Genomic DNA, 18324 nt, shown 5'->3' with positions numbered 1-18324 from the left:
CACAATGATACTTCCGTAAAATCTGCCATCATGCCTGTGAGTGCAGATGCTACTCCTACTGAAGTGCCGAGTGGGAATAGTGCAACGATGGTGAAAGAACCGAAGCAAGGGAAAACTCCTTCTAGTTGTATTTGTAAAGAACAATATAAAGACTTGATTTGGGGAGAAAAAGTCAGTTGTGAATTTAGAAAAAAAGTTATACAAATAGCAAAAAGACTAGGAAAAGATCCTAATTTGTTAATGGCAGGAATGGCATTGGAGACAGGGAAAACATTTTCACCAACCGCAGGAAAGAAAACAAGCTATGTTGGACTCATACAATTTGGAGATTCCGCAGCAGAATCCGTTGGAACTACAAGGGCTGATTTATTAAAAATGACCGCAATACAGCAATTAGATTATGTTGAGAAATATTTAGCAAAAAAGAAAGATAAAATAAATACTCTTACAGATTTTTACTTATCAATATTAATGCCCGTTGATGTTGGAAGAGGAAATCAACCAAACCATGTTGTTTTTGATAATCAATACCCCTTAGCATATAAAAAAAATGGGAAATTAACAGATTTAAGTAAATCAAGACATTACGGTTACAGACAAAATCCAACTTTTCTTCATGAAGAAGGTGAAAAAAAAAGATATGAAAATGGTGGGAAAAAGGAATATGATGGAGAGGGAAAGACTTATATTTGGGAAATTGAAAAAAGCATTAGTAACTTTTATGAAGAAGGAAAGGCTCATAAAGTTAAAACTTTTGAATGTCAAAAAAGTCAAGAACAAAAAATCCAACCTACTTTGGAAAAAGGAGTATGGAACGTTATCATTACAGAAAAATATACTGGTAGTAAATGTACGCATAAAGAAAAAACTCCTATTAGAAACAACTGTAGAAGAGGAAAAATGGAGGTTTACGATCACTCAGGAAAGATTGTTTTTACAATAAAAGATTGTCTACTTGAAGGCATAGCAGGAGAAGATAGAATGATAACAGATTCTGATGCTCCGTTTGGGGTATATCAAATAGCATCATCTCCATTTATAATGGGATCATCATCAGGAAAAAAAAGAACGACTTATGGTCCCAATCCAAGACTGGCATTTGAACCAATAAAGGGTACTGGTGATGAAGCAGATAAAAGTGGTAGATCAGCCATAAGAATTCATGGTGGAAGGCAAGAAACTGAAACATTTGAGCCAAGAAAAAATCCAGATCTACTGAGAACGAAAGGCTGTATAAGAATATGGGATTCTGAGGCTAAGCAGTTTTATGATTGGTGGGTTGAATATCATAAAAATAATCCAAACGTTAAACCTGGAAAATTAACTTTAAAGAAATAAATCATGTTAAATAGATTATTAAGCATATTTTTTTTAAGCTTTTTATTTGTGACATATAGCTGTCAAAAGAACAACAAAAAACAAGATAATCTTATGAATAATACTCAGGTCATAAATGAAACGAGACTGATAGATGGTATTACTATCGATAATACAATTTTTCAAAAAAATGATATCGACCTCAAAAAATATCAATACAATAATCAGTATATTGAAGATATAGAAATTAAAGATTTATTAGACAAAAATTATAGGACTGAGTTTATAAAATTTTTAAAAGAGACAAAAATTGAAGATGATGAATTTAAATCAACATTAGTCTCTCAATTATTGATTATCAGAATGATTCAATTGTCAGATGTAAATGCATTTTACATCTTATCCGAACTTTCCAAAGATAATGATGTAGCCTATAATGGTGTTGAATTATATGGTGAGAAACTTACAAAATTTTTTATAGAGAATCCATTATTTTTTATACAACAGGGAGCCAAATATCATGAAACGACATTATTAAATACAATTTTTCCACAATTAGATGAATTTTTTGTAAAACAGTCTTTTTTTAAGGATAATTTGGGTGATATTGATTTAAAGAATGGGCAGTTATTTCTCTTCCCAGATAAAGAAAAAGAATTTAGCGAGTCTTTTAAAAGAAAAATATCTAAATTTAGTACTGAGGAGTGTATATTTTCGCCAAGTTTATACACCGCATGGCAAAACAAAACAATAAATTTCATAGATATCAGTCCACTTTTTGGTGAAGAACTATTGATAAAGCTTAATGTATTTGAAAAAAATTATTTTAATCAAAATATTCAAAACACCTTAAAAGGATATATAATTAATTCCGAAAAAACAGCCAGCCAGTCTTCAGCCATCATAATTGACCCAGATGGCTATACCAATTTAAGAAAAGATAAAAATACCTCCTCTGAGGTTCTACAAAATGTAAAATCAGGAGAACATATTGAGGTTTTGGATAATGCTGGAGATTGGTTTTTAGTAAAAACTAAAGAAGGAAAAGAAGGATATATTCATAAAAGCAGGATAAAATCAAAATAATGTATTCTAAATGAACAACATCGAAAAATTACTAAACTCTTTAATGGAGCAAGCGGAATTATTTCTAAAAGAAAATGGTGAGTTTGCTCCTTTTGGCACATATATTAGAGCAAATGGTGATTTGACTTACATTGGTGCTTATTCTGAAACAACTGATTCAAACGAAATGTATGATCTACTAATACAGGGAGTAAGAGAAGATCTAAAGGACGAAGATATTCGAGCTACTGCTATTGCCTGGAATGGTACAGTTGATGGAAAAGATGTTATTGTTACAGAAGTGTTTCTTTCTTTAGATGGTAATTACCAAAGTATTCACCCTTATATAATTGAAAATGGGTCAGTAATTTTCGGTGATGAAATTAAACCACACATTAACCGCTAAAAAATTAATCTAAAAATAAAAACATGAAAATTCGATCAATTAGTATTATCAATAACTACAGTTCTTTAGATGAAATAGCAACTTTATACACTAATGATGAAATATTAGAAGTCTTTAAATTGTACAATGGAATTTCAACTGATAATACATTTGTGTTTAAAGATTCCATCTATGTTACCGAAGAAATTGCCATGAATTTAGTAAATAATGAATTTGAAGTTCAGGTTTATGTAAAATTTCTACAGCTAGTTGCTGATGTATAGAAAAGTTATAATAATTATTTTTCACTCATAAAAATGATTGGTTCTACCACAAGCAGATAAAGCCAATCATTTTGATTTTAAGCTACTTTCAGGCACTCACAATCCTTACACCATGCATCACATTTAAAACTTGGTAAAATACCGTCAGAATAGCTTAAAAATAGTTCCTTAACAGCAGTTTCCATGATCGGAAACCAGCTCTGAGTAGTACAGAAAGAATCATGTATTGTCCAAAGCGGCATTTGAGGATATTTTTCACAAAGTTCCTTTGAGATCTTATCAAGTACACAATCAGATTCAACCTGTTGCAGAAGTCTAGGAAACAGCTTGACTGAATCTGGTTCATCTGTGGTAGCCTTAAAAGTCTCAATACATTCACAAAGCAATGGAAAATGCAGCTTAAAGATCATATATTCTTTTGAAGGTCTTGTAAGTGGGGTGTACAGAATTTGAAGTGTCAATCTTTTCATTAAATCTCGTTTACTCTTAAACTCACAAAGCTCGATTAGTTTTTTGCTGGAATTATAAAAACGATGTTGATAATACTCGATTAGTTCACCATCACTATCAGAAACTACTTTAAAAGGTTTAATATCAGGAAAAAGTGGCATTAAAAATTCATAAAACTGCCCTGTCAACACCGCATTTTTCAAAGGGCTAAATTCCTCTTGAAACGCTTTACTAGAGGTGATTTGTTGTAATTTCTGCATCATTATACCCATATCACTATTATTATTAAATACTTTATTTATAATTCCTCTAACATTACTATTCTCTAAATTCTCCAATACTAAAACCATAAAATAGGGTTGTGAGTTCTTAATATCCAGACTTTGAATGTTTTCACCATGATAAGTCAGATACGGGCGAAATATAGATGGCATATTGGTTAAATTAGTATGTAATCTATTATCAGAATCAGATTTACGGGAGACTCTGAAACATTGTTCTTTCAACATTAGCGCCGAGTACCAGTAGTTATACACTTTTGATAAGATTGGGTTGAATACATTGTAGTTCAAATTATATTTGTTATAGCAAAATTCTGGTTGCATATCATAGCAAAGGCGATCAAAATCAATATGAAGGCCATCATCAAACCAAGTACATAATTGCGGGCATGATGAAAAACAGTCATTAAAAAGATCTTCTTTCAGCAGTTTTTTATTAAAATTCACATCAGAAATTTCAAAAACTTGAAAGTTAACACATTCAGTACCTTCAAATTTGATATTAGAAAAGTTATATCTAAAACTTTTGCTTTTTTTAGCACTTGTTGAATACTCCTTATATTCAAGAATACCAATATCAAGAAAGTATTTAAAATACTCTTTGTATCTGTAGTTTTTATCTTTTAGTGCCTGAGCGAACAATGGGACATAACCATATTTATATATTTTGTCCTTTTTCCGTGCTGGAACACTAATAATTAAGCTAAGGTAATACAAGGCTATATCCTCTTTGAATCCTTTAAATGGCGGTTGTTCTTGAAGCTTGTCTTGAAGATAATTATAAATGATCGTAGGTAATACTACTTTCCACTTAAAATCTTTGTGATAGAAAGCCGTTACATTTATTTTACGGTTTAATTTTTTGCTTTTATATTGTTGCATATTTGTTTGTTTTTGTTGAAAATTAGGCATAGCAATAGCTCTCCATAGTTCCTTTACTACGGCTACACCTTGAATTGTTAAAATTTTTAGAGATTTAAAAAGTTTACTACCCAGCAGTTGAAGTTAAACTGGTTATTCTGCTAGATTATTCAGAGATTGAATATGAAAATAAGTCAAAAGGCTTTCTTTTGTTAGGAAATTCTCTTATCCGTAGGTGTGAATCCCATTCATCAATACCCCCACCATGCTTGTCTTTGAGGCTTAATGATTTTGCCTGATAAGTCCCCAGTTGCTTTACAAAGCATTTTACATTATTTTTAATGGAAGCATCAATTAATTTTTCCATCCACTCCAACTCCATAGGTCTGTATCTATGCTTTCCCGTATCATTACCGCTTTCACCACCGATAATACACCAATCCAGAAGATTCATATTTTGGTCCCACTCAATCTCTCCGATTAGAGGTTCAAAACTCGCAAAAGTGATACATGACAGATCATTCAAATAAGCAATTCTACTTACTTGCTGTTGGCTTTCGACAGAAACTCCAATCCAGACATTATGTAATGATTCAAAATAACTAGGAAGATGATCTTTGATTCTTTCAGGTCTTTTCGTAAGTATCAGGTAGGTATGATGTGGAGTTTTTCGGATAATTTCCCATGCTTCATTTCTCCATAGGTCTGCTTCTTCAATAAACCAATCACTCCACGAACAAGTAAAGATCATTCTGGGTTGTTTCCATTTCATAGGTTCTTTGAATCTTGTTTTTGATCTAAAAACTTTTTGGGGATTACCTCCATAGTTTTCTTGATCTCTATACATATAACAGAATTTGCATCCTGGTGATATTTTTTGACAGCCATACCACGGATTCCATGTGTTATCTGTCCACTGAATTTTTGTATTTTCCATAATCTATTAAAAAAAATGACACAAAGGGTACCCACACAGTACTCAAACTATGTCTTGATTAATATTAAAAGTGTGGATTTTTAAGTAAATCGGGACTGTTTAGAATTTCCCGAATAAGATTAAGAAGCCAATCCTAATTTTGCTTGAATTTCATTGCGGGTATAATACACTCTACCACCGAAGTCGATAGGAACTAAAATCCCGCTTTTTGACCAATTGTTTAATGTTCCGAGCGAAACTCCGAAATACTCTGCTGTTTCTGCTCTCGTCATTATTTCTTTACCTTCTGGCTTATACATTTCTGCCAGTTTACACTCAAATTGATTTAATTTATCATCAATCAAATCTTCAATTTTTTTGAAAAAATCTTTAAAATAATCCATATTGTTTGTTTTTATATCTCATTTAATACCACAAAATTATGAACTATATAAAACAAACACAAAAGCATTAAAATCGTTTTAATCCTTTCGTAGCCCTATTTCTAATGAAAATTTGAATTTGAATCTATCAGGGAGTTTCAAAGAAAAGTTAAAATTTGTTAAAATTAAAAAATATCGGAACAGCACCTAAAAATCAATCAACCAATTCCAGATACCGTCCTGTACCTCTGACGGCTGTCTGAAAAAGAAAGTTTGATGAAAGTCAAGCCACCATAAATGCATCAAACGGTCAGGAATAACATTCGTGTTATCATTTTCAGTCTTGTATTTTTCCCGAAGTTCGGATATTTCAATGTCAAGCTTCCTAATTGTTGCCAGAAGTTGCCATATCGAACTGTATGTATCGTGGCCTAATTGTTTCTGTATTTCTGTAGCTGTGACACCTTGGTCAATCACATACAGGTATATAGCACCTAACCAAATACGAAAAGGGAGCTTACTCCCTCTCATTTTAGTTAATCCTTTCAGATATAAGGTTGCTTTACAGCTTCTGTTTTTACACTCAAAACAAGCTTTTTTTCGTAGCCAATAGAAACCTCTGGTGTCATTACATCCACATCTCAATCCACGCTCTAAAACTAGCTCTTTCAGACGTTCTGCACATTCACTTTCGCTAGGTAGATTCAACATTAAGAAACATTTTTGTTGATATTAATGATTTCTGCCAACTGCTCCATGTTTCCACTCTCAATGAGTTCCTGCATTTTCTGCATTTGGGCTTTCAGTTCTTCTATCTCTTTAGTCTGCAAATCAATCTTTTGAAGTTTTTCATTTCTAACTTTGATACTTTCCTGTCTTACCTGCTCATGTTCAAAGGTCGGTTTGAAATAGGTTTTGAAAACAGATTCATCCGTGTGACCTGTATACTGCCATATCTCCAACAAGTCCCAACCCTCAATATATCGATTAGTACAGAAACTTCTCCTAGAATCATGAAAAGCTACCTTATCCGAAAAATTGATTGTTTCAAATACTACACCCTCATTAGTTGGACGTTCACGAGTTATTACCTTTTCACTAAAGTAAGGTACAGCCTTAAACAGTTCTTTCAAATACTCATTAGTGTTTTGATTAGATATTGAAATACTTTTTATATCATTATTATATTTATTCAAAATCTCTTCCGTAAATCCAAAAAAAGGAAAACTCACTATTTTATATTTATCCACTCCTGAACTTTTCTTTAGTAAGATATTCATCTTTTTACTGTTATGGTCAATATGTCCGCCCTCAACTCGTGTAATATCTCCGAATCTCAGGGAGGTATGACAAGCAAGAATAAATAAATCTCTCACTCTTTCCAGTCTCGGAGCATCGGAAAAATCATGTTCATACAGTATTTTGATTTCAGGTTCGGTCAGAACCGTGTGGAAACTCGGAGGTACTTTAACGCTGTATTCATCCTGTAAATAACTTCTGTTATCTGTATAACCTTTCTCAAAAGCACGCTTCTGTACTTGTGACAGTCTTTTGATTCGGGTTCTGAGTGTACTTAATGATTTCACTCTTTCTGTATCAAATAGCCAATTTTGAAATTCCAGACATTGTACTTCATCAAATTTATCTATATCAAGAAAAATATTGTTATCATTGGCAAAATCTTTTAAATCCCGATACATAACATTGAAAGATGAAATATAAGTTTTGTGCAGGGTTTTCTGTTCTGATGATTCGGCACGGCTGTTTCTAAGCTCGATCAATCTCATAAACTCTTGAAACACATCATCAAAAGATTTTTTGCTCCTCTGTACAGTAGCAAGCTGTTTTTCTGCCATTGCATTATCTACAATGGTTTTTAGTTCATCCTTTGTTGGCATGCGGTTGTAATGCTCATTGAAATTCTTATGAGTATCTACAATGGATGTTTTGAATTTAGCAAGTTTCTGATTGATTTCTCTTTTATCACTGCCAGAAGTAACCGTTTTAGAATCGCCATCCCAACTGCTCGGAGCAACCTTTAGACCTGTTGAAAAATCTACTTTCAAATCTTTGAACGAATATCTGCCCATGATTCGGGAGATTTCTTTTGTTGGTTCTTTCAATCTAAAATTAACACTTCCTGTTTCGTTATTGTATCTTTTCAACTTTGCCATAAAATAAAAAAATTCGTATAACAAATATACGAAAAATTAAAAAAAGGTCATCCATTTGGTCACCCTAATTTTTGAATACATTTGAATTTAATTACATTCAATAAAACACAAAAGCCTATTAATAAGTAATTTGAAAGACAAAACAAATTCAAACAAGTACAAATAAACACAAGATGACATACCCTGTGGGTCTACAAACCATCCTTTTTAAGGATGGTTTTCTATTTTTATGTATGTAATAAAAACAGATACTATAAGCACCTGTTTTAATTTTAGTTCTCTTTCAAGTTTTCAGTTACATTTTCTACAATAGCTCTTATCAACATATTCCTTATTTCCACCTGAGGAAAGATAATAACATCCTCCTTTTTCACCCGTATAAAGTGTATACCCATTATAGGTACAATATCCAGATTCCTCATTACTTCCACCACAAGAATAAACTACAGTCACTGAGATCAATACTAGCAATAATAAAACTTTTTTCACGCTTCTAGTTTTTAAATTTTCAGCAAAACTAGAGTAAGATTGAAATAAAAAGATACGGAAACTCATAACAAAAATAAATCCAGCTCGTTTTAGAGTCAGATTTTTATTGATTGTTCACGAAAAACAGAAGTTATAATTATAAACACTTCTATTTAATAAAATCTATAGCATTTTTAAAAAGGGCTGCCAAAGAGATCACAATTAATAAAACAGCTATAACCCACCCTCTATAATAAAGCATTTTATCATACATAGAATCATCATATCTTTTCACGTTAAAGACGTTTTCTTTAGAGCTTAATTTAAAATAGATCAAAACTAAACCTATCAATAATGTTATTAATGCCATTTTATTTAATCACTATTTTTTATTCTTTTAAATATAAATTTTTTATTGTTTTTGATAATGAGTAATGTATCACTGTTGGCTTTTTTAATAATTTTAAAAGGAAGATTAACTTCTCTCCAATAAATAGGAAACTCATCATTTTCCAAACTTCTTGGTATCAGAAACCGTCTTTCCCTTAAGCTTTTTGAATAATAAATAAAATCATACTCTTTCTCTGCATAATATTTTTTATTGACCTCAAATTCATAGCCTATATTATACGCTCCTTCACCTTTTAAAACAGTATTGAATGAATATGTATTAAAATCTTGTATATTTTTTTCATTCTTGTCCGTACAATGGAAAATAAAAAAAATGCAGATTATAAAAATAAAAACTTTTAAGTATTTCATTGGATATTATTTTTCATATTGTTTTAAGTTTCATAAGTCTATCAGGAATAATCGTTTTGTAGAAATACATTTACAGATCTTTATCTTGACATCTTGACAAACAATAAAACGCTCTACTTTTTAGTAATCATACCCTTCTTCCCAAGAAACTTTAAGATTGAAGCCAGTTTATACAAATCATAATCAATTATCTCCCGTTCTCTGTTTAGAACTTTTTGTAAGAATTCCCAATCTTCTGTAAGACTTCCCATCGTAAGTTGAGCAGGTTCATCATAAGGGTTATATAATTCCCCATCAAGAATATTCCAATACAAATCATCTTCAAGTTTCACAACCTTTTTATCGTCTAGTTTTTTCAATTTATCGGACAGAATATTGATAAGTTTCCTGATATCTAAAATCGTTATACCTTCATCTTCCATAATCTCAATTTATTTTAATTGATTTATCATGTTCATAAATAACTAACAATGCTAACTTTTAAGAGTGTTCAATACTGCAATAGCTTTCTCTGCATCCTTCTCATCCACGAATATATGATCATGAAAATAGGCCGCGACTACATTGCAGCTAATCCCAGCTTCACTCAAAGCCTGTGAAAATTTTGCCGTTAGCCCAACTGCTGATAAAGAAGAATGAACTTCTAAAGTAATCCATGAAGCCACATAGCTAAAACCTAAATTCAGTTCTTCTGCATCTTCTTTTTTCACTACCACTGTTATACTCTCTATTTCCTTAAAAAGAAACAAGATTTTAGACAAGGGAATTTTATCGATATTTTCAACTGTACAATACACATATCTTCCTTCATTCAATGATGGATTTAGATTTTTCAAAATGTTCTTTAAATTCACTTCACCTTCCATAATTAATTATTTTTTAGCTGAAAATTCTTTTAATAGCTTTCATCATTATGATTGAGGTAAAATTATCAATATATTTTGATGAAATCTACTTGTCTAAGTATCAATTTTTATTTTAAGTATTGATTGAATTATAGTAACATTCTTTTCCAAATCATAATAATTGTTATTTTTTCCTGCTACCCATTTTATTTCCTCTGTAGATTTTGTAGCAGCAACTTTATTACAAATGCTTTATTCCCATCAGGAAACTGAGCAGAAAAGGATTAACCGGCGGTGGGACAGAAAAATACTGGGGCTGCCTTAATTTATATTTGTTGACCAACCTATCTCCTCCTTTGGCCTTAGTTGTTTGGAAGAATGCTATAGCAGATATAGCCATACAGCTTATTAGTGTATTTTTTCATATTTCTATGATGTATTAAGTAGTCAGTTACTTCAGACTAAAGCTAATTTAATAAAAACAATAGAAAGAAAAGCCTGGAAAGTAAGAATTAAAAATTCCAGCAAATTAATTTTAAGAATAATAGAAGATTCATTAGGAAAGACTTGGTAGCCTTGTCAAGGTTTAAAACCTTGACAAGGCTATTTAATTCAAAATCAGATTTTATTTTAAATCAAAAAAAAAGACCTCCAATGGAGATCCTTATTATGATTTGCTAATCAATTATTTTTTGAGATCATCAATTTCATCCTGTAAAGATCTGATCTTATCCCTAAGTTCCTGGCTTACTTTTCCAGGAATTTTTTTAACTTTTCTGAGGTCTAAAGCCAGCATAATAGAAGCTATTCCCATAAAAATGAAGGAAACTCCTGTTAATGTTACCAAAGAAATCCCTGTAAATATTGGGTTAAATATCAACAGTAAAGAAAAGATAATACCTCCTACACTTGCCAGAGCTACATTCCCCCAACTCATTATCTTCATACTTTTCAGATCAAAAGCAAAACCCAGTAGCTGAAAAGAACGGAATAACAAAGTAAATCCCACTACAAACGGAAGAATAGACATTGAAATCTGCGGATAAGCAATCAGATAAATCCCAATTGCTGTAGTCAGAAGTCCACTTACCAGAAACCAGCCCCAACCCTGAAGAGATTTACTGTTCTGTATGGAAAAGAATATTTCTGTAATCCCCGAGAACAGGAATGAAACACTGAAAAAAATGGAAAGTGTAACATACGTTGCAAGTGGCACGCTGAATACATAAAAACCACAGAGCAGAAAGAGAATCCCAAAAATCAATGGAATATACCAATGCTTAACCGTATTGGTAAGAGTTTGAAATAGATTAGCCATAGGAGCATTTTTTAAGTCTGCCTACTTTGTGATGCGGTGTTCGGCTCGTCCGCCGGAATTTCAAAAACAGATTACAATTCTCACCCGAATTTGAATAATCCTCCATTACTAATTTACAAAAAAATAACAGACCAAGCCATCAAACAGTATGTAAATCATTGATTATCCCGCATTACATATTAATAACAAAATCTACCTAGCTATTAATTATTATGTTTTTTATTAACCTTCCCCACAAATACAAAAGATTAAATATATAAGTATGCAATATTTATAAAAAAATCAACCTACAAAAAAACATTATAATACCTCTAATTATAGTTGTATCATAATGTTTTAATAAGTTCTAATGCTACTTCATCAATTTTCCGGCAGGCTGCTGCTGGGTAACACAATGTACCATCCCTCCGTTTTCATATAAATTTCTCACATCTATCCCTATTACTTTTCTGTCGGGATATTGTTTCTGAATCATCTGATTAGCAACCTGATCATTAGGATCTCCGTAATTAGGAACCAGAACTACAGTATTCGCTACATAATAATTAACATAAGAACCTTTTTCATCCAGCTGTTTTCCATAAGCAGTCTTCACTTTATTTTTGGTGGCTGGCAGATATACTTTTTTATATTCCTTACCTTCAGCATTAGAAGCTGTATACAGTGTATTGATATCTTTATCGGAAAGCCCCAGTTCTACGAGATCGTCTTCGTTCATCGTGATCATGGTAGAAGAGTTGGCAAACTTCATGAAACCGTCAATGTGCATATCTGTAACATCTAATCCGGTAACACCATCCAGCCATATCACTTTGGAAACTCCATAATAGGTTTCAAACATTTCTTCCGCTTCCTGTTCTGTAATTCCTTTATTTCTTGTAGATCCTTTCTTCTGACTGATTACTGAACTTTTACAGGCCATCAGAACTCCATTTCCATCGGTTTCTACAGCTCCACCTTCATTCACCATTTCTTCATTCAGATTAATAACTTTTACTCCCAGATCTTTTCCTATACGCTGTGGAATTGCATCACAGTTTTCAAAGTCGAATTTTTCGCCCCAGCCATTGAACCCCCAATCTTCAATTAAAACATTGCCTTTATTATCCTTTACGAAGATGGGGCCGTTATCTCTGATCCATACATCATCAGTAGGATAAATCCTAAAGTCAACATTCTTCATCGGAATCTTATTTTCTTCTAAAAGCTTAATGATTCTCTTTTTTTCATCAGCATTATAAGCTATAATGTGTACCTTTTCACCGGATTGCAATGCTTTTGTCATATCAATCCAGGTTTGTTCTACTCTTTGGCGATACGTTGCGCCATGCTGATAGTGGTGAGGCCACTGCAGCCAGGTTCCTTCGTGAAGTGAAGATTCTTCAGGAAAATGATAGGTTTGTCCCATAGTATACATAAATCCAAGTATAAAAGTAAGGGTGAATAATTTGTTCATATCGTTAAAATTTCTTTCCAATAAATATTCCGAAGTTGATATCGGTTTCAAAACTGCTTCCGGTCTGGGAAACATTACTTCCTATCCCGAACTGCATGTTCTTTCTGTTTTCCAGTCCCAGACGAATGATTTGATTACTGGACTGGTGTTCTTTAAAACTAAAATCAGACTCAAGAATCAACATGCTGTAAAAATTCAGGTGATCATTAATTTTGGGGGTATATTCCAGTAAAGAATATAACCCAAATCCGAATTCCTTTGCATCTGTAGAGTAAGTAAATGCAGGAAAAACACTAATTCCAAAAACATCATTTCCTTTTCCGTAAGCCAACCCTACAGAAGGCATAATATCTTTATCTGAAATATGAACTCCAGCAGAAACCCCTAGATTCCTTCCTATTCCATAATTAATATTTTGATAGAGTTCAGGATTTACTTTTTTCAGATTATAGTCATATCCAATAGTTCCCGAAGCGAAATAATTCCATTTGTTTCCAAAATCCCGATCATAGATTCCCAATACTTCCGTTTCCTTATTTCCGGCATAGGTCTGAACAGAAACCTGTGCTTTACCACAGAAAGGGAGCAGTAAAATCAGGAGAAATACATTTTTTTTCATTGTTCTTTGTCTTCTTTAATTTCACATAGTAAACTCCCGTTGCGGTTATTTACTGTTGCAAAATTAAAGACTCTAAAAAGCAATTCTTGTCCAAAAAGGACATCTTACCCATACAATGGAAAATAAATATGAGTGATCTCCGGTTCTTCATACTCTTCAATAACATCGGAGTTATCTAACAAAAACTGTTTTTCAGAAAGCCACAATTGATAAAATGAACGATAGGTCTCCAAAATATTTCCATAAGGACCATAATGAGTGAACCTTGCGTATTTTCCGCCAAAAATTTCACTTACCACAAATCCTTTGATTACCTCATCAGAAGTCACAGCTGCACCATATCTGCAATGCGAATGATTGGTAATTAAAGGCTGATCACGAATTACTCCGTAGGCTGCATCGAATATTTCAGTATCCGGTTCAATTTCTTTCCATAGAGCATCTATTTCCTCGTTATTATAGTCTTTAGCTTTAATAAACTTGCAGTAAACAGAGACTGCATCTTTATATTTAAGCTCAATTTTAAGATCTGTCTGATGGTTCTCTATAAATTTTTTGAAAATATCCTGTTTCTGTTTCCTTGCCTCTGCCGGTGATATTGAATATTGTTTTTTAAATGCTTTTGAAAAGGATTGAATGTTGAAATATCCCACCTGCCATGCTATTTCAGAAAGACTATCTTCTGTATAGATCAGTTTTTTGTAGGCATTCTCAAGACGCAGACGCTTTTGAAAGCCAGAAACCGTTTCGTTGAAAAGCTTGAAAAAAATACGTTGAAAATTACGGTAAGAATAATGAGACATAGATTCTATCTCATAGGCAGAAACTTCCCTATCAAAGTTCGCTTCAATATGGTCAACAATTTTCTGGATGTCACTAAAATTAGCCTGCATATCTCAAAATTTCATCCTGAAGTTGTTTTGATCTATAAAAATCTAATCACACAAAATGTCGATTATAGAAGTATTAAACAGATCATCTTTTAACCTTCTCAGAAATAATTCATTACTAAGGTAAGAAAAAAACAAACTGTTCTACTATTTCACTTTACTTCAGTTTCATACCCTGACTTTTCTAAAAAAAACTCTGTTTCATTTGTATTACTAAAATCAAGATTCATAATAGTATTTATTGCAGATTGCTTATCCTTTGATCTTTCATAAAATCTTTTGGTAATAATATATCCCATAAAATACCCCAGATCCGCAGGCCTGTCTTTAATGGTAGCAGTATTGGATAGCCAGTTTTGAAAATTATCTCCCTGCATTTCTTTTTGAAAATCATTCCACAAGGAATTCTGATGCTGCATTCCGTAATCTATGTAAGGAGCCTCCACTTTTTTCCCGGTTAATAATTCAGCTATAAAATCTGCGGATCCTTCTTTCAGGCAAAGACCTAATAAATTTGTTTTTGTACCTCTTAAGTTTTGTTGGGTATGAACCAGTTCGTGAGCAGTAAGAAAAATAATTCCGGAATTGATCTTCATCCTGTCCTGGTAATTTGGGGACAGCTCAGAATAATCCACTGTTTTATCGGAAGCAGCCAGTTCAGATCCTATGATAAGATTTCCATTGATTACAGTGCCACCACCTTTGAGATTTCCCATAGTAAAGTAAATCTTAGGCGGAGAAAAACTGGTATATAACTGACTAAAATTTTGATAAAGGCTTTCTATATTTTTAAAATCTTTTTGAATTTTCTCTGTTTTATTTCTAATAGTTTTCCAGAACTTCGGCTTTGATTCAAATGATTCAATCCATTGCCCAGAGCTAAAGTTTCTTGACTTAATAAAATCCTGCAAGCCAAAGGTTGCCTTATCCACATATAGCTTTTGAAATATGGATACCTTTTCTTCTGGATTACTGAGTTTCTGAACCTCATCATAGGCAGTCCAAAAATTTAGGATATCACAAGTTTCAATATAAATCTTGAAATCTCTCTTCTGGGCAAATACTGAAACGGACAACAAACATAAGAACAGAGAGCAGAGCAGGTGTTTCATTAATGATCCTTTTTAAATAAAATATGGTTTCTGTACTCCCAAAAAGTTTCCAAAAACCATATCTTTTATTGTATTTAAAACCTGTTAACTTGGTTTATATAATTTATACATTGCAAATAAAAAACCTATCCAGACCGGAATCAGAATCACCTGAATTTCCATTCCTGTAATACTCATCAGTCCTAATATAAGAACTAAAAACGCAATACAGATATAATTGGATACCGGATAAAATATAGATGGGAACTTCGATTGAATTCCTTCTTTGGTAATTGATTTCTTAAATTTCAAATGGGTATAACAGATCATTATCCAGTTAATGATCAGAGTAGACACTACAAGAGCCATCAGGTACTGAAATGCTTTTTCCGGTACTAGTTTATTAATGATAATACAGATTCCTGCAAAACATGAAGACACAATGATTGCATTGATAGGCACAGAATTTTTATTAAGCTTTTTCAAAAACTTAGGAGCATTCCTCTGTTGAGCCAATCCGAAAAGCATACGGCTATTACTGTAAACACTACTGTTATATACAGATAAAGCAGCAGTTAATACAATAAGATTAAGAATATTTGCAATCAAAGTATTGAATTGGATTACTTTACCGAAAAGACTGAATTCTAATCCATTTAAGTTTTGAAATACCATTACAAACGGACTTGAACCTTCTGTAATTTCTCTCCATGGACTCAATGAAAACAGGATCACTAAAGCTCCAACATAGAAAATTAAAATTCTGTAGATCACCTGATTGGTTGCCTGTGGAATGGTTTTCTCAGGATTTTTAGCTTCAGCAGCAGTAATCCCGATGAGTTCCAATCCTCCGAAAGAGAACATAATCATAGCCATTGCTGCAAATAATCCGGAATATCCGGTTTCCGTTTTATTGAATAATCCTTTCGGAAAAAATCCGCCGTCATTCCATAAGTTTGTGACTGTAGCTTTTTCACCTCCGGTTCCACTAATCAACAGATAAATACCGAAAACAATCATCGCAATAATTGCGATTACTTTGATAATAGAAAACCAGAATTCAGTTTCTCCATACACTTTTACAGAAGCAAGGTTAAGCGCAGTGATCACCACAAAAAAGAATAAACTGGACACCCAGAGTGGTATTTCCGGCCACCAAAAATGAATATAATGTCCAATTGCTGTAAGCTCGGCCATACTTACGAGGATGTAAAGAATCCAGTAGTTCCATCCTGAGGCAAAACCTGGGAAATTCCCCCAATATTTATAGGCAAAGTGACTAAAACTTCCCGATACTGGTTCCTGAACTACCATCTCACCAAGCTGACGCATGATAAAAAAAGCGATAATTCCGGCTAAGGCATACCCTAAAATCACTGAGGGACCAGCTAACACTGCTGCCGGCCCGATTCCCAGAAATAATCCGGTTCCTATGGCACCTCCAAGGGCAATTAATTGTATATGTCGATTTGTTAATCCTCTAACTAAAGTCTCGTTTTGTCCTGTTTTATTTTCGTTGCTCATTGAATGAATTATTCGGTCGCTAAATATATAAAAACTTTTCAGAGAAATTCACATTCCACGGGGTTAATTGAGATTTTAAGTTTATCAAAACAGGAAATTTTGTTTACAATTTATCAATAGTTCAAAATCGGAAGGATAAAAAAATAGCCTTAACTCAGTGAGCTAAGGCTGCTATTTTCTAAAATATCTTATTTATTAGCTATTTTATATCCGTACATCGAACTGGTAACCACTTCGTACTTGCCACCAGCACCTTCTACTCCAGCTACTGAAGCCATGGTTACAGTCTCTCCTGTATTCAAATAAGTCATACATGAAACATTCGAACCGAAGACCATTGTTACCGTAGGCTGATAGGACTGAACCAATATCGTCCCACCACCATTTGGAGCATAATTTTTTATCAGATACAAAGCAGTCCACGTGAACTTCGGATTTCCAGGTACATTACCATTATCAAACTGCGTATTCCCACTAATCACATAATATCCATCATTGGGTGCTGTGAATGCTCCTGTTGCCGGATTGACAACATTTCCTTTGTTAAGAACTGTATTCTGGTAAACAATTGCAGTCCGAATCCAGGCACTGGAAGGAGTTGCAGTAGCATCACACGTCTGTCTAATATCGGTCGCTTTTGTCGAAAAAGGAAAAGTATTATCAGCTGAAGGCAGACTATTAGAACTTGAGAACAATACGAGTTCCCATGTTGTCCCAGTAATAGTTCCTTTACTCACCAAAAATGCATAATAGCCCGGAGGAATACTAAGAGAAGAAACTCCCAGCCCTGTTCCATTCTGGTCATCGATAAGCTCTGCTCCACTGGCAGCAATGCTAAGGGCTGCATTTCCCGTATTCTTAAAATGATAGGTACGTCCGGAAAAATTCCCAACACCATTGATCGCTACAGGCAGAGTTAAAGTGCCATTACCCGTCCCATTATAAGCAATATAATAGTCGTTAGCGCCTACAGTTCCACTTACATTTACCATTTTATACGATGCAGCAAAAGAACCGTTTACCGTCAGGCTACTCCCCGGCGTTGGAGTATTAACACCAATATTCCCAGTCTGAGCATTAAGTACTGAACAACAAAGCCCTGCGATCAAGGCAGAGATAAAGACATTTTTCATAAAAAGAAGTTTATTTTATAGTATTGATTGAATAGATGCTTACTGACAGGATATCTCAGACAATAAGAGGCTTCATTATTTTTTAAATAATTTATCCACAAC

Annotated in this window: 20 protein-coding genes; 4 read left to right on the top strand and 16 right to left on the bottom strand. The window is 33.2% G+C overall.

Annotated features, from left to right (window positions below; genetic code table 11):
- The 4 genes from DRF65_RS08975 to DRF65_RS08960 all read left to right on the top strand — a co-directional run.
- Positions 1 to 1338: L,D-transpeptidase family protein (locus DRF65_RS08975; protein ID WP_228438590.1), on the top strand; the 1338-nt coding region annotated here is incomplete at its 5' end.
- A gap of 93 nt (positions 1339 to 1431) precedes the next feature.
- Positions 1432 to 2403, top strand: coding sequence for an SH3 domain-containing protein (locus tag DRF65_RS08970; protein WP_165852193.1), 972 nt, complete (start codon positions 1432 to 1434; stop codon positions 2401 to 2403).
- Between the two features lie 10 nt (positions 2404 to 2413).
- Positions 2414 to 2788 carry a hypothetical protein gene (locus tag DRF65_RS08965; RefSeq protein WP_115970424.1) on the top strand — a complete coding sequence of 125 codons (375 nt, stop codon included), beginning with the start codon at positions 2414 to 2416 and terminating at the stop codon, positions 2786 to 2788.
- Positions 2789 to 2811: 23 nt separating this feature from the next.
- On the top strand, positions 2812 to 3051 hold the full coding sequence (locus DRF65_RS08960) for a hypothetical protein (protein WP_115970423.1): 240 nt from the start codon (positions 2812 to 2814) through the stop codon (positions 3049 to 3051).
- A gap of 77 nt (positions 3052 to 3128) precedes the next feature.
- Here the strand turns inward: DRF65_RS08960 and DRF65_RS08955 are convergent, their stop codons facing one another.
- The 16 genes from DRF65_RS08955 to DRF65_RS08875 form a co-directional block, all read right to left on the bottom strand.
- Complete coding sequence (locus DRF65_RS08955) at positions 3129 to 4664, bottom strand: hypothetical protein (protein WP_115970422.1); 1536 nt, start codon at positions 4662 to 4664, stop codon at positions 3129 to 3131.
- A 145-nt stretch (positions 4665 to 4809) separates the two neighbouring features.
- Positions 4810 to 5580: a DUF5131 family protein gene (locus DRF65_RS08950; RefSeq protein ID WP_115970421.1), complete on the bottom strand. Its 771-nt coding sequence runs from the start codon at positions 5578 to 5580 to the stop codon at positions 4810 to 4812.
- A 119-nt stretch (positions 5581 to 5699) separates the two neighbouring features.
- Positions 5700 to 5963: a helix-turn-helix domain-containing protein gene (locus tag DRF65_RS08945; RefSeq protein WP_115970420.1), complete on the bottom strand. Its 264-nt coding sequence runs from the start codon at positions 5961 to 5963 to the stop codon at positions 5700 to 5702.
- 186 nt (positions 5964 to 6149) lie between these two features.
- A complete protein-coding gene (locus tag DRF65_RS08940; RefSeq protein WP_115970419.1) occupies positions 6150 to 6653 on the bottom strand; it encodes a hypothetical protein in 504 nt (167 codons plus the stop codon).
- Positions 6653 to 8116 carry a tyrosine-type recombinase/integrase gene (locus DRF65_RS08935; RefSeq protein ID WP_115970418.1) on the bottom strand — a complete coding sequence of 488 codons (1464 nt, stop codon included), beginning with the start codon at positions 8114 to 8116 and terminating at the stop codon, positions 6653 to 6655. The genes DRF65_RS08940 and DRF65_RS08935 overlap by 1 nt, the downstream gene beginning before the upstream one ends.
- Positions 8117 to 8753: 637 nt before the next feature.
- Positions 8754 to 8954: a hypothetical protein gene (locus DRF65_RS08925; RefSeq protein ID WP_115970416.1), complete on the bottom strand. Its 201-nt coding sequence runs from the start codon at positions 8952 to 8954 to the stop codon at positions 8754 to 8756.
- A gap of 5 nt (positions 8955 to 8959) precedes the next feature.
- Positions 8960 to 9346, bottom strand: coding sequence for a hypothetical protein (locus DRF65_RS08920; protein ID WP_115970415.1), 387 nt, complete (start codon positions 9344 to 9346; stop codon positions 8960 to 8962).
- A 113-nt stretch (positions 9347 to 9459) separates the two neighbouring features.
- Positions 9460 to 9768, bottom strand: a complete 309-nt coding sequence (locus tag DRF65_RS08915) for a hypothetical protein (protein ID WP_115970414.1) — start codon at positions 9766 to 9768, stop codon at positions 9460 to 9462.
- A gap of 51 nt (positions 9769 to 9819) precedes the next feature.
- A complete protein-coding gene (locus DRF65_RS08910) occupies positions 9820 to 10212 on the bottom strand; it encodes an ACT domain-containing protein (RefSeq protein WP_115970413.1) in 393 nt (130 codons plus the stop codon).
- A 664-nt stretch (positions 10213 to 10876) separates the two neighbouring features.
- Positions 10877 to 11509 carry an HdeD family acid-resistance protein gene (locus DRF65_RS08905; protein ID WP_115970412.1) on the bottom strand — a complete coding sequence of 211 codons (633 nt, stop codon included), beginning with the start codon at positions 11507 to 11509 and terminating at the stop codon, positions 10877 to 10879.
- Between the two features lie 352 nt (positions 11510 to 11861).
- Positions 11862 to 12965, bottom strand: a complete 1104-nt coding sequence (locus tag DRF65_RS08900; RefSeq protein WP_115970437.1) for an agmatine deiminase family protein — start codon at positions 12963 to 12965, stop codon at positions 11862 to 11864.
- A gap of 4 nt (positions 12966 to 12969) precedes the next feature.
- Positions 12970 to 13584, bottom strand: a complete 615-nt coding sequence (locus tag DRF65_RS08895; protein ID WP_115970411.1) for a hypothetical protein — start codon at positions 13582 to 13584, stop codon at positions 12970 to 12972.
- 104 nt (positions 13585 to 13688) lie between these two features.
- The gene (locus tag DRF65_RS08890) at positions 13689 to 14477 is read right to left on the bottom strand and encodes an AraC family transcriptional regulator (RefSeq protein ID WP_115970410.1); all 789 of its coding nucleotides are present in this window, start codon (positions 14475 to 14477) and stop codon (positions 13689 to 13691) included.
- A gap of 149 nt (positions 14478 to 14626) precedes the next feature.
- Positions 14627 to 15586, bottom strand: a complete 960-nt coding sequence (locus tag DRF65_RS08885) for a gliding motility protein GldB-related protein (protein ID WP_115970409.1) — start codon at positions 15584 to 15586, stop codon at positions 14627 to 14629.
- Between the two features lie 84 nt (positions 15587 to 15670).
- On the bottom strand, positions 15671 to 17089 hold the full coding sequence (locus tag DRF65_RS08880; protein WP_115970408.1) for an amino acid permease: 1419 nt from the start codon (positions 17087 to 17089) through the stop codon (positions 15671 to 15673).
- A 188-nt stretch (positions 17090 to 17277) separates the two neighbouring features.
- Positions 17278 to 18222 (bottom strand): hypothetical protein, encoded by a 945-nt coding sequence (locus DRF65_RS08875; RefSeq protein WP_115970407.1) that lies wholly within the window; start codon positions 18220 to 18222, stop codon positions 17278 to 17280.
- Between the last annotated feature and the right edge of the window lie 102 nt (positions 18223 to 18324).

Origin of the sequence: Chryseobacterium pennae, from assembly GCF_003385515.1 — a bacterium.
GTDB lineage: Bacteria > Bacteroidota > Bacteroidia > Flavobacteriales > Weeksellaceae > Chryseobacterium > Chryseobacterium pennae.
This window is presented reverse-complemented; position numbering and strand designations above follow the sequence as displayed.

What these genes read in the sequence shown, in the direction of transcription:
- DRF65_RS08970 (WP_165852193.1), top strand. Translation starts at nt 1,432, where the DNA reads ATGAATAATACTCAGGTCATAAATGAAACGAGACTGATAGATGGTATT.
- DRF65_RS08965 (WP_115970424.1), top strand. Translation starts at nt 2,414, where the DNA reads ATGAACAACATCGAAAAATTACTAAACTCTTTAATGGAGCAAGCGGAA.
- DRF65_RS08960 (WP_115970423.1), top strand. Translation starts at nt 2,812, where the DNA reads ATGAAAATTCGATCAATTAGTATTATCAATAACTACAGTTCTTTAGAT.
- DRF65_RS08955 (WP_115970422.1), bottom strand. Translation starts at nt 4,664, where the DNA reads ATGCAACAATATAAAAGCAAAAAATTAAACCGTAAAATAAATGTAACG.
- DRF65_RS08950 (WP_115970421.1), bottom strand. Translation starts at nt 5,580, where the DNA reads ATGGAAAATACAAAAATTCAGTGGACAGATAACACATGGAATCCGTGG.
- DRF65_RS08945 (WP_115970420.1), bottom strand. Translation starts at nt 5,963, where the DNA reads ATGGATTATTTTAAAGATTTTTTCAAAAAAATTGAAGATTTGATTGAT.
- DRF65_RS08940 (WP_115970419.1), bottom strand. Translation starts at nt 6,653, where the DNA reads ATGTTGAATCTACCTAGCGAAAGTGAATGTGCAGAACGTCTGAAAGAG.
- DRF65_RS08935 (WP_115970418.1), bottom strand. Translation starts at nt 8,116, where the DNA reads ATGGCAAAGTTGAAAAGATACAATAACGAAACAGGAAGTGTTAATTTT.
- DRF65_RS08925 (WP_115970416.1), bottom strand. Translation starts at nt 8,954, where the DNA reads ATGGCATTAATAACATTATTGATAGGTTTAGTTTTGATCTATTTTAAA.
- DRF65_RS08920 (WP_115970415.1), bottom strand. Translation starts at nt 9,346, where the DNA reads ATGAAATACTTAAAAGTTTTTATTTTTATAATCTGCATTTTTTTTATT.
- DRF65_RS08915 (WP_115970414.1), bottom strand. Translation starts at nt 9,768, where the DNA reads ATGGAAGATGAAGGTATAACGATTTTAGATATCAGGAAACTTATCAAT.
- DRF65_RS08910 (WP_115970413.1), bottom strand. Translation starts at nt 10,212, where the DNA reads ATGGAAGGTGAAGTGAATTTAAAGAACATTTTGAAAAATCTAAATCCA.
- DRF65_RS08905 (WP_115970412.1), bottom strand. Translation starts at nt 11,509, where the DNA reads ATGGCTAATCTATTTCAAACTCTTACCAATACGGTTAAGCATTGGTAT.
- DRF65_RS08900 (WP_115970437.1), bottom strand. Translation starts at nt 12,965, where the DNA reads ATGAACAAATTATTCACCCTTACTTTTATACTTGGATTTATGTATACT.
- DRF65_RS08895 (WP_115970411.1), bottom strand. Translation starts at nt 13,584, where the DNA reads ATGAAAAAAAATGTATTTCTCCTGATTTTACTGCTCCCTTTCTGTGGT.
- DRF65_RS08890 (WP_115970410.1), bottom strand. Translation starts at nt 14,477, where the DNA reads ATGCAGGCTAATTTTAGTGACATCCAGAAAATTGTTGACCATATTGAA.
- DRF65_RS08885 (WP_115970409.1), bottom strand. Translation starts at nt 15,586, where the DNA reads ATGAAACACCTGCTCTGCTCTCTGTTCTTATGTTTGTTGTCCGTTTCA.
- DRF65_RS08880 (WP_115970408.1), bottom strand. Translation starts at nt 17,089, where the DNA reads ATGAGCAACGAAAATAAAACAGGACAAAACGAGACTTTAGTTAGAGGA.
- DRF65_RS08875 (WP_115970407.1), bottom strand. Translation starts at nt 18,222, where the DNA reads ATGAAAAATGTCTTTATCTCTGCCTTGATCGCAGGGCTTTGTTGTTCA.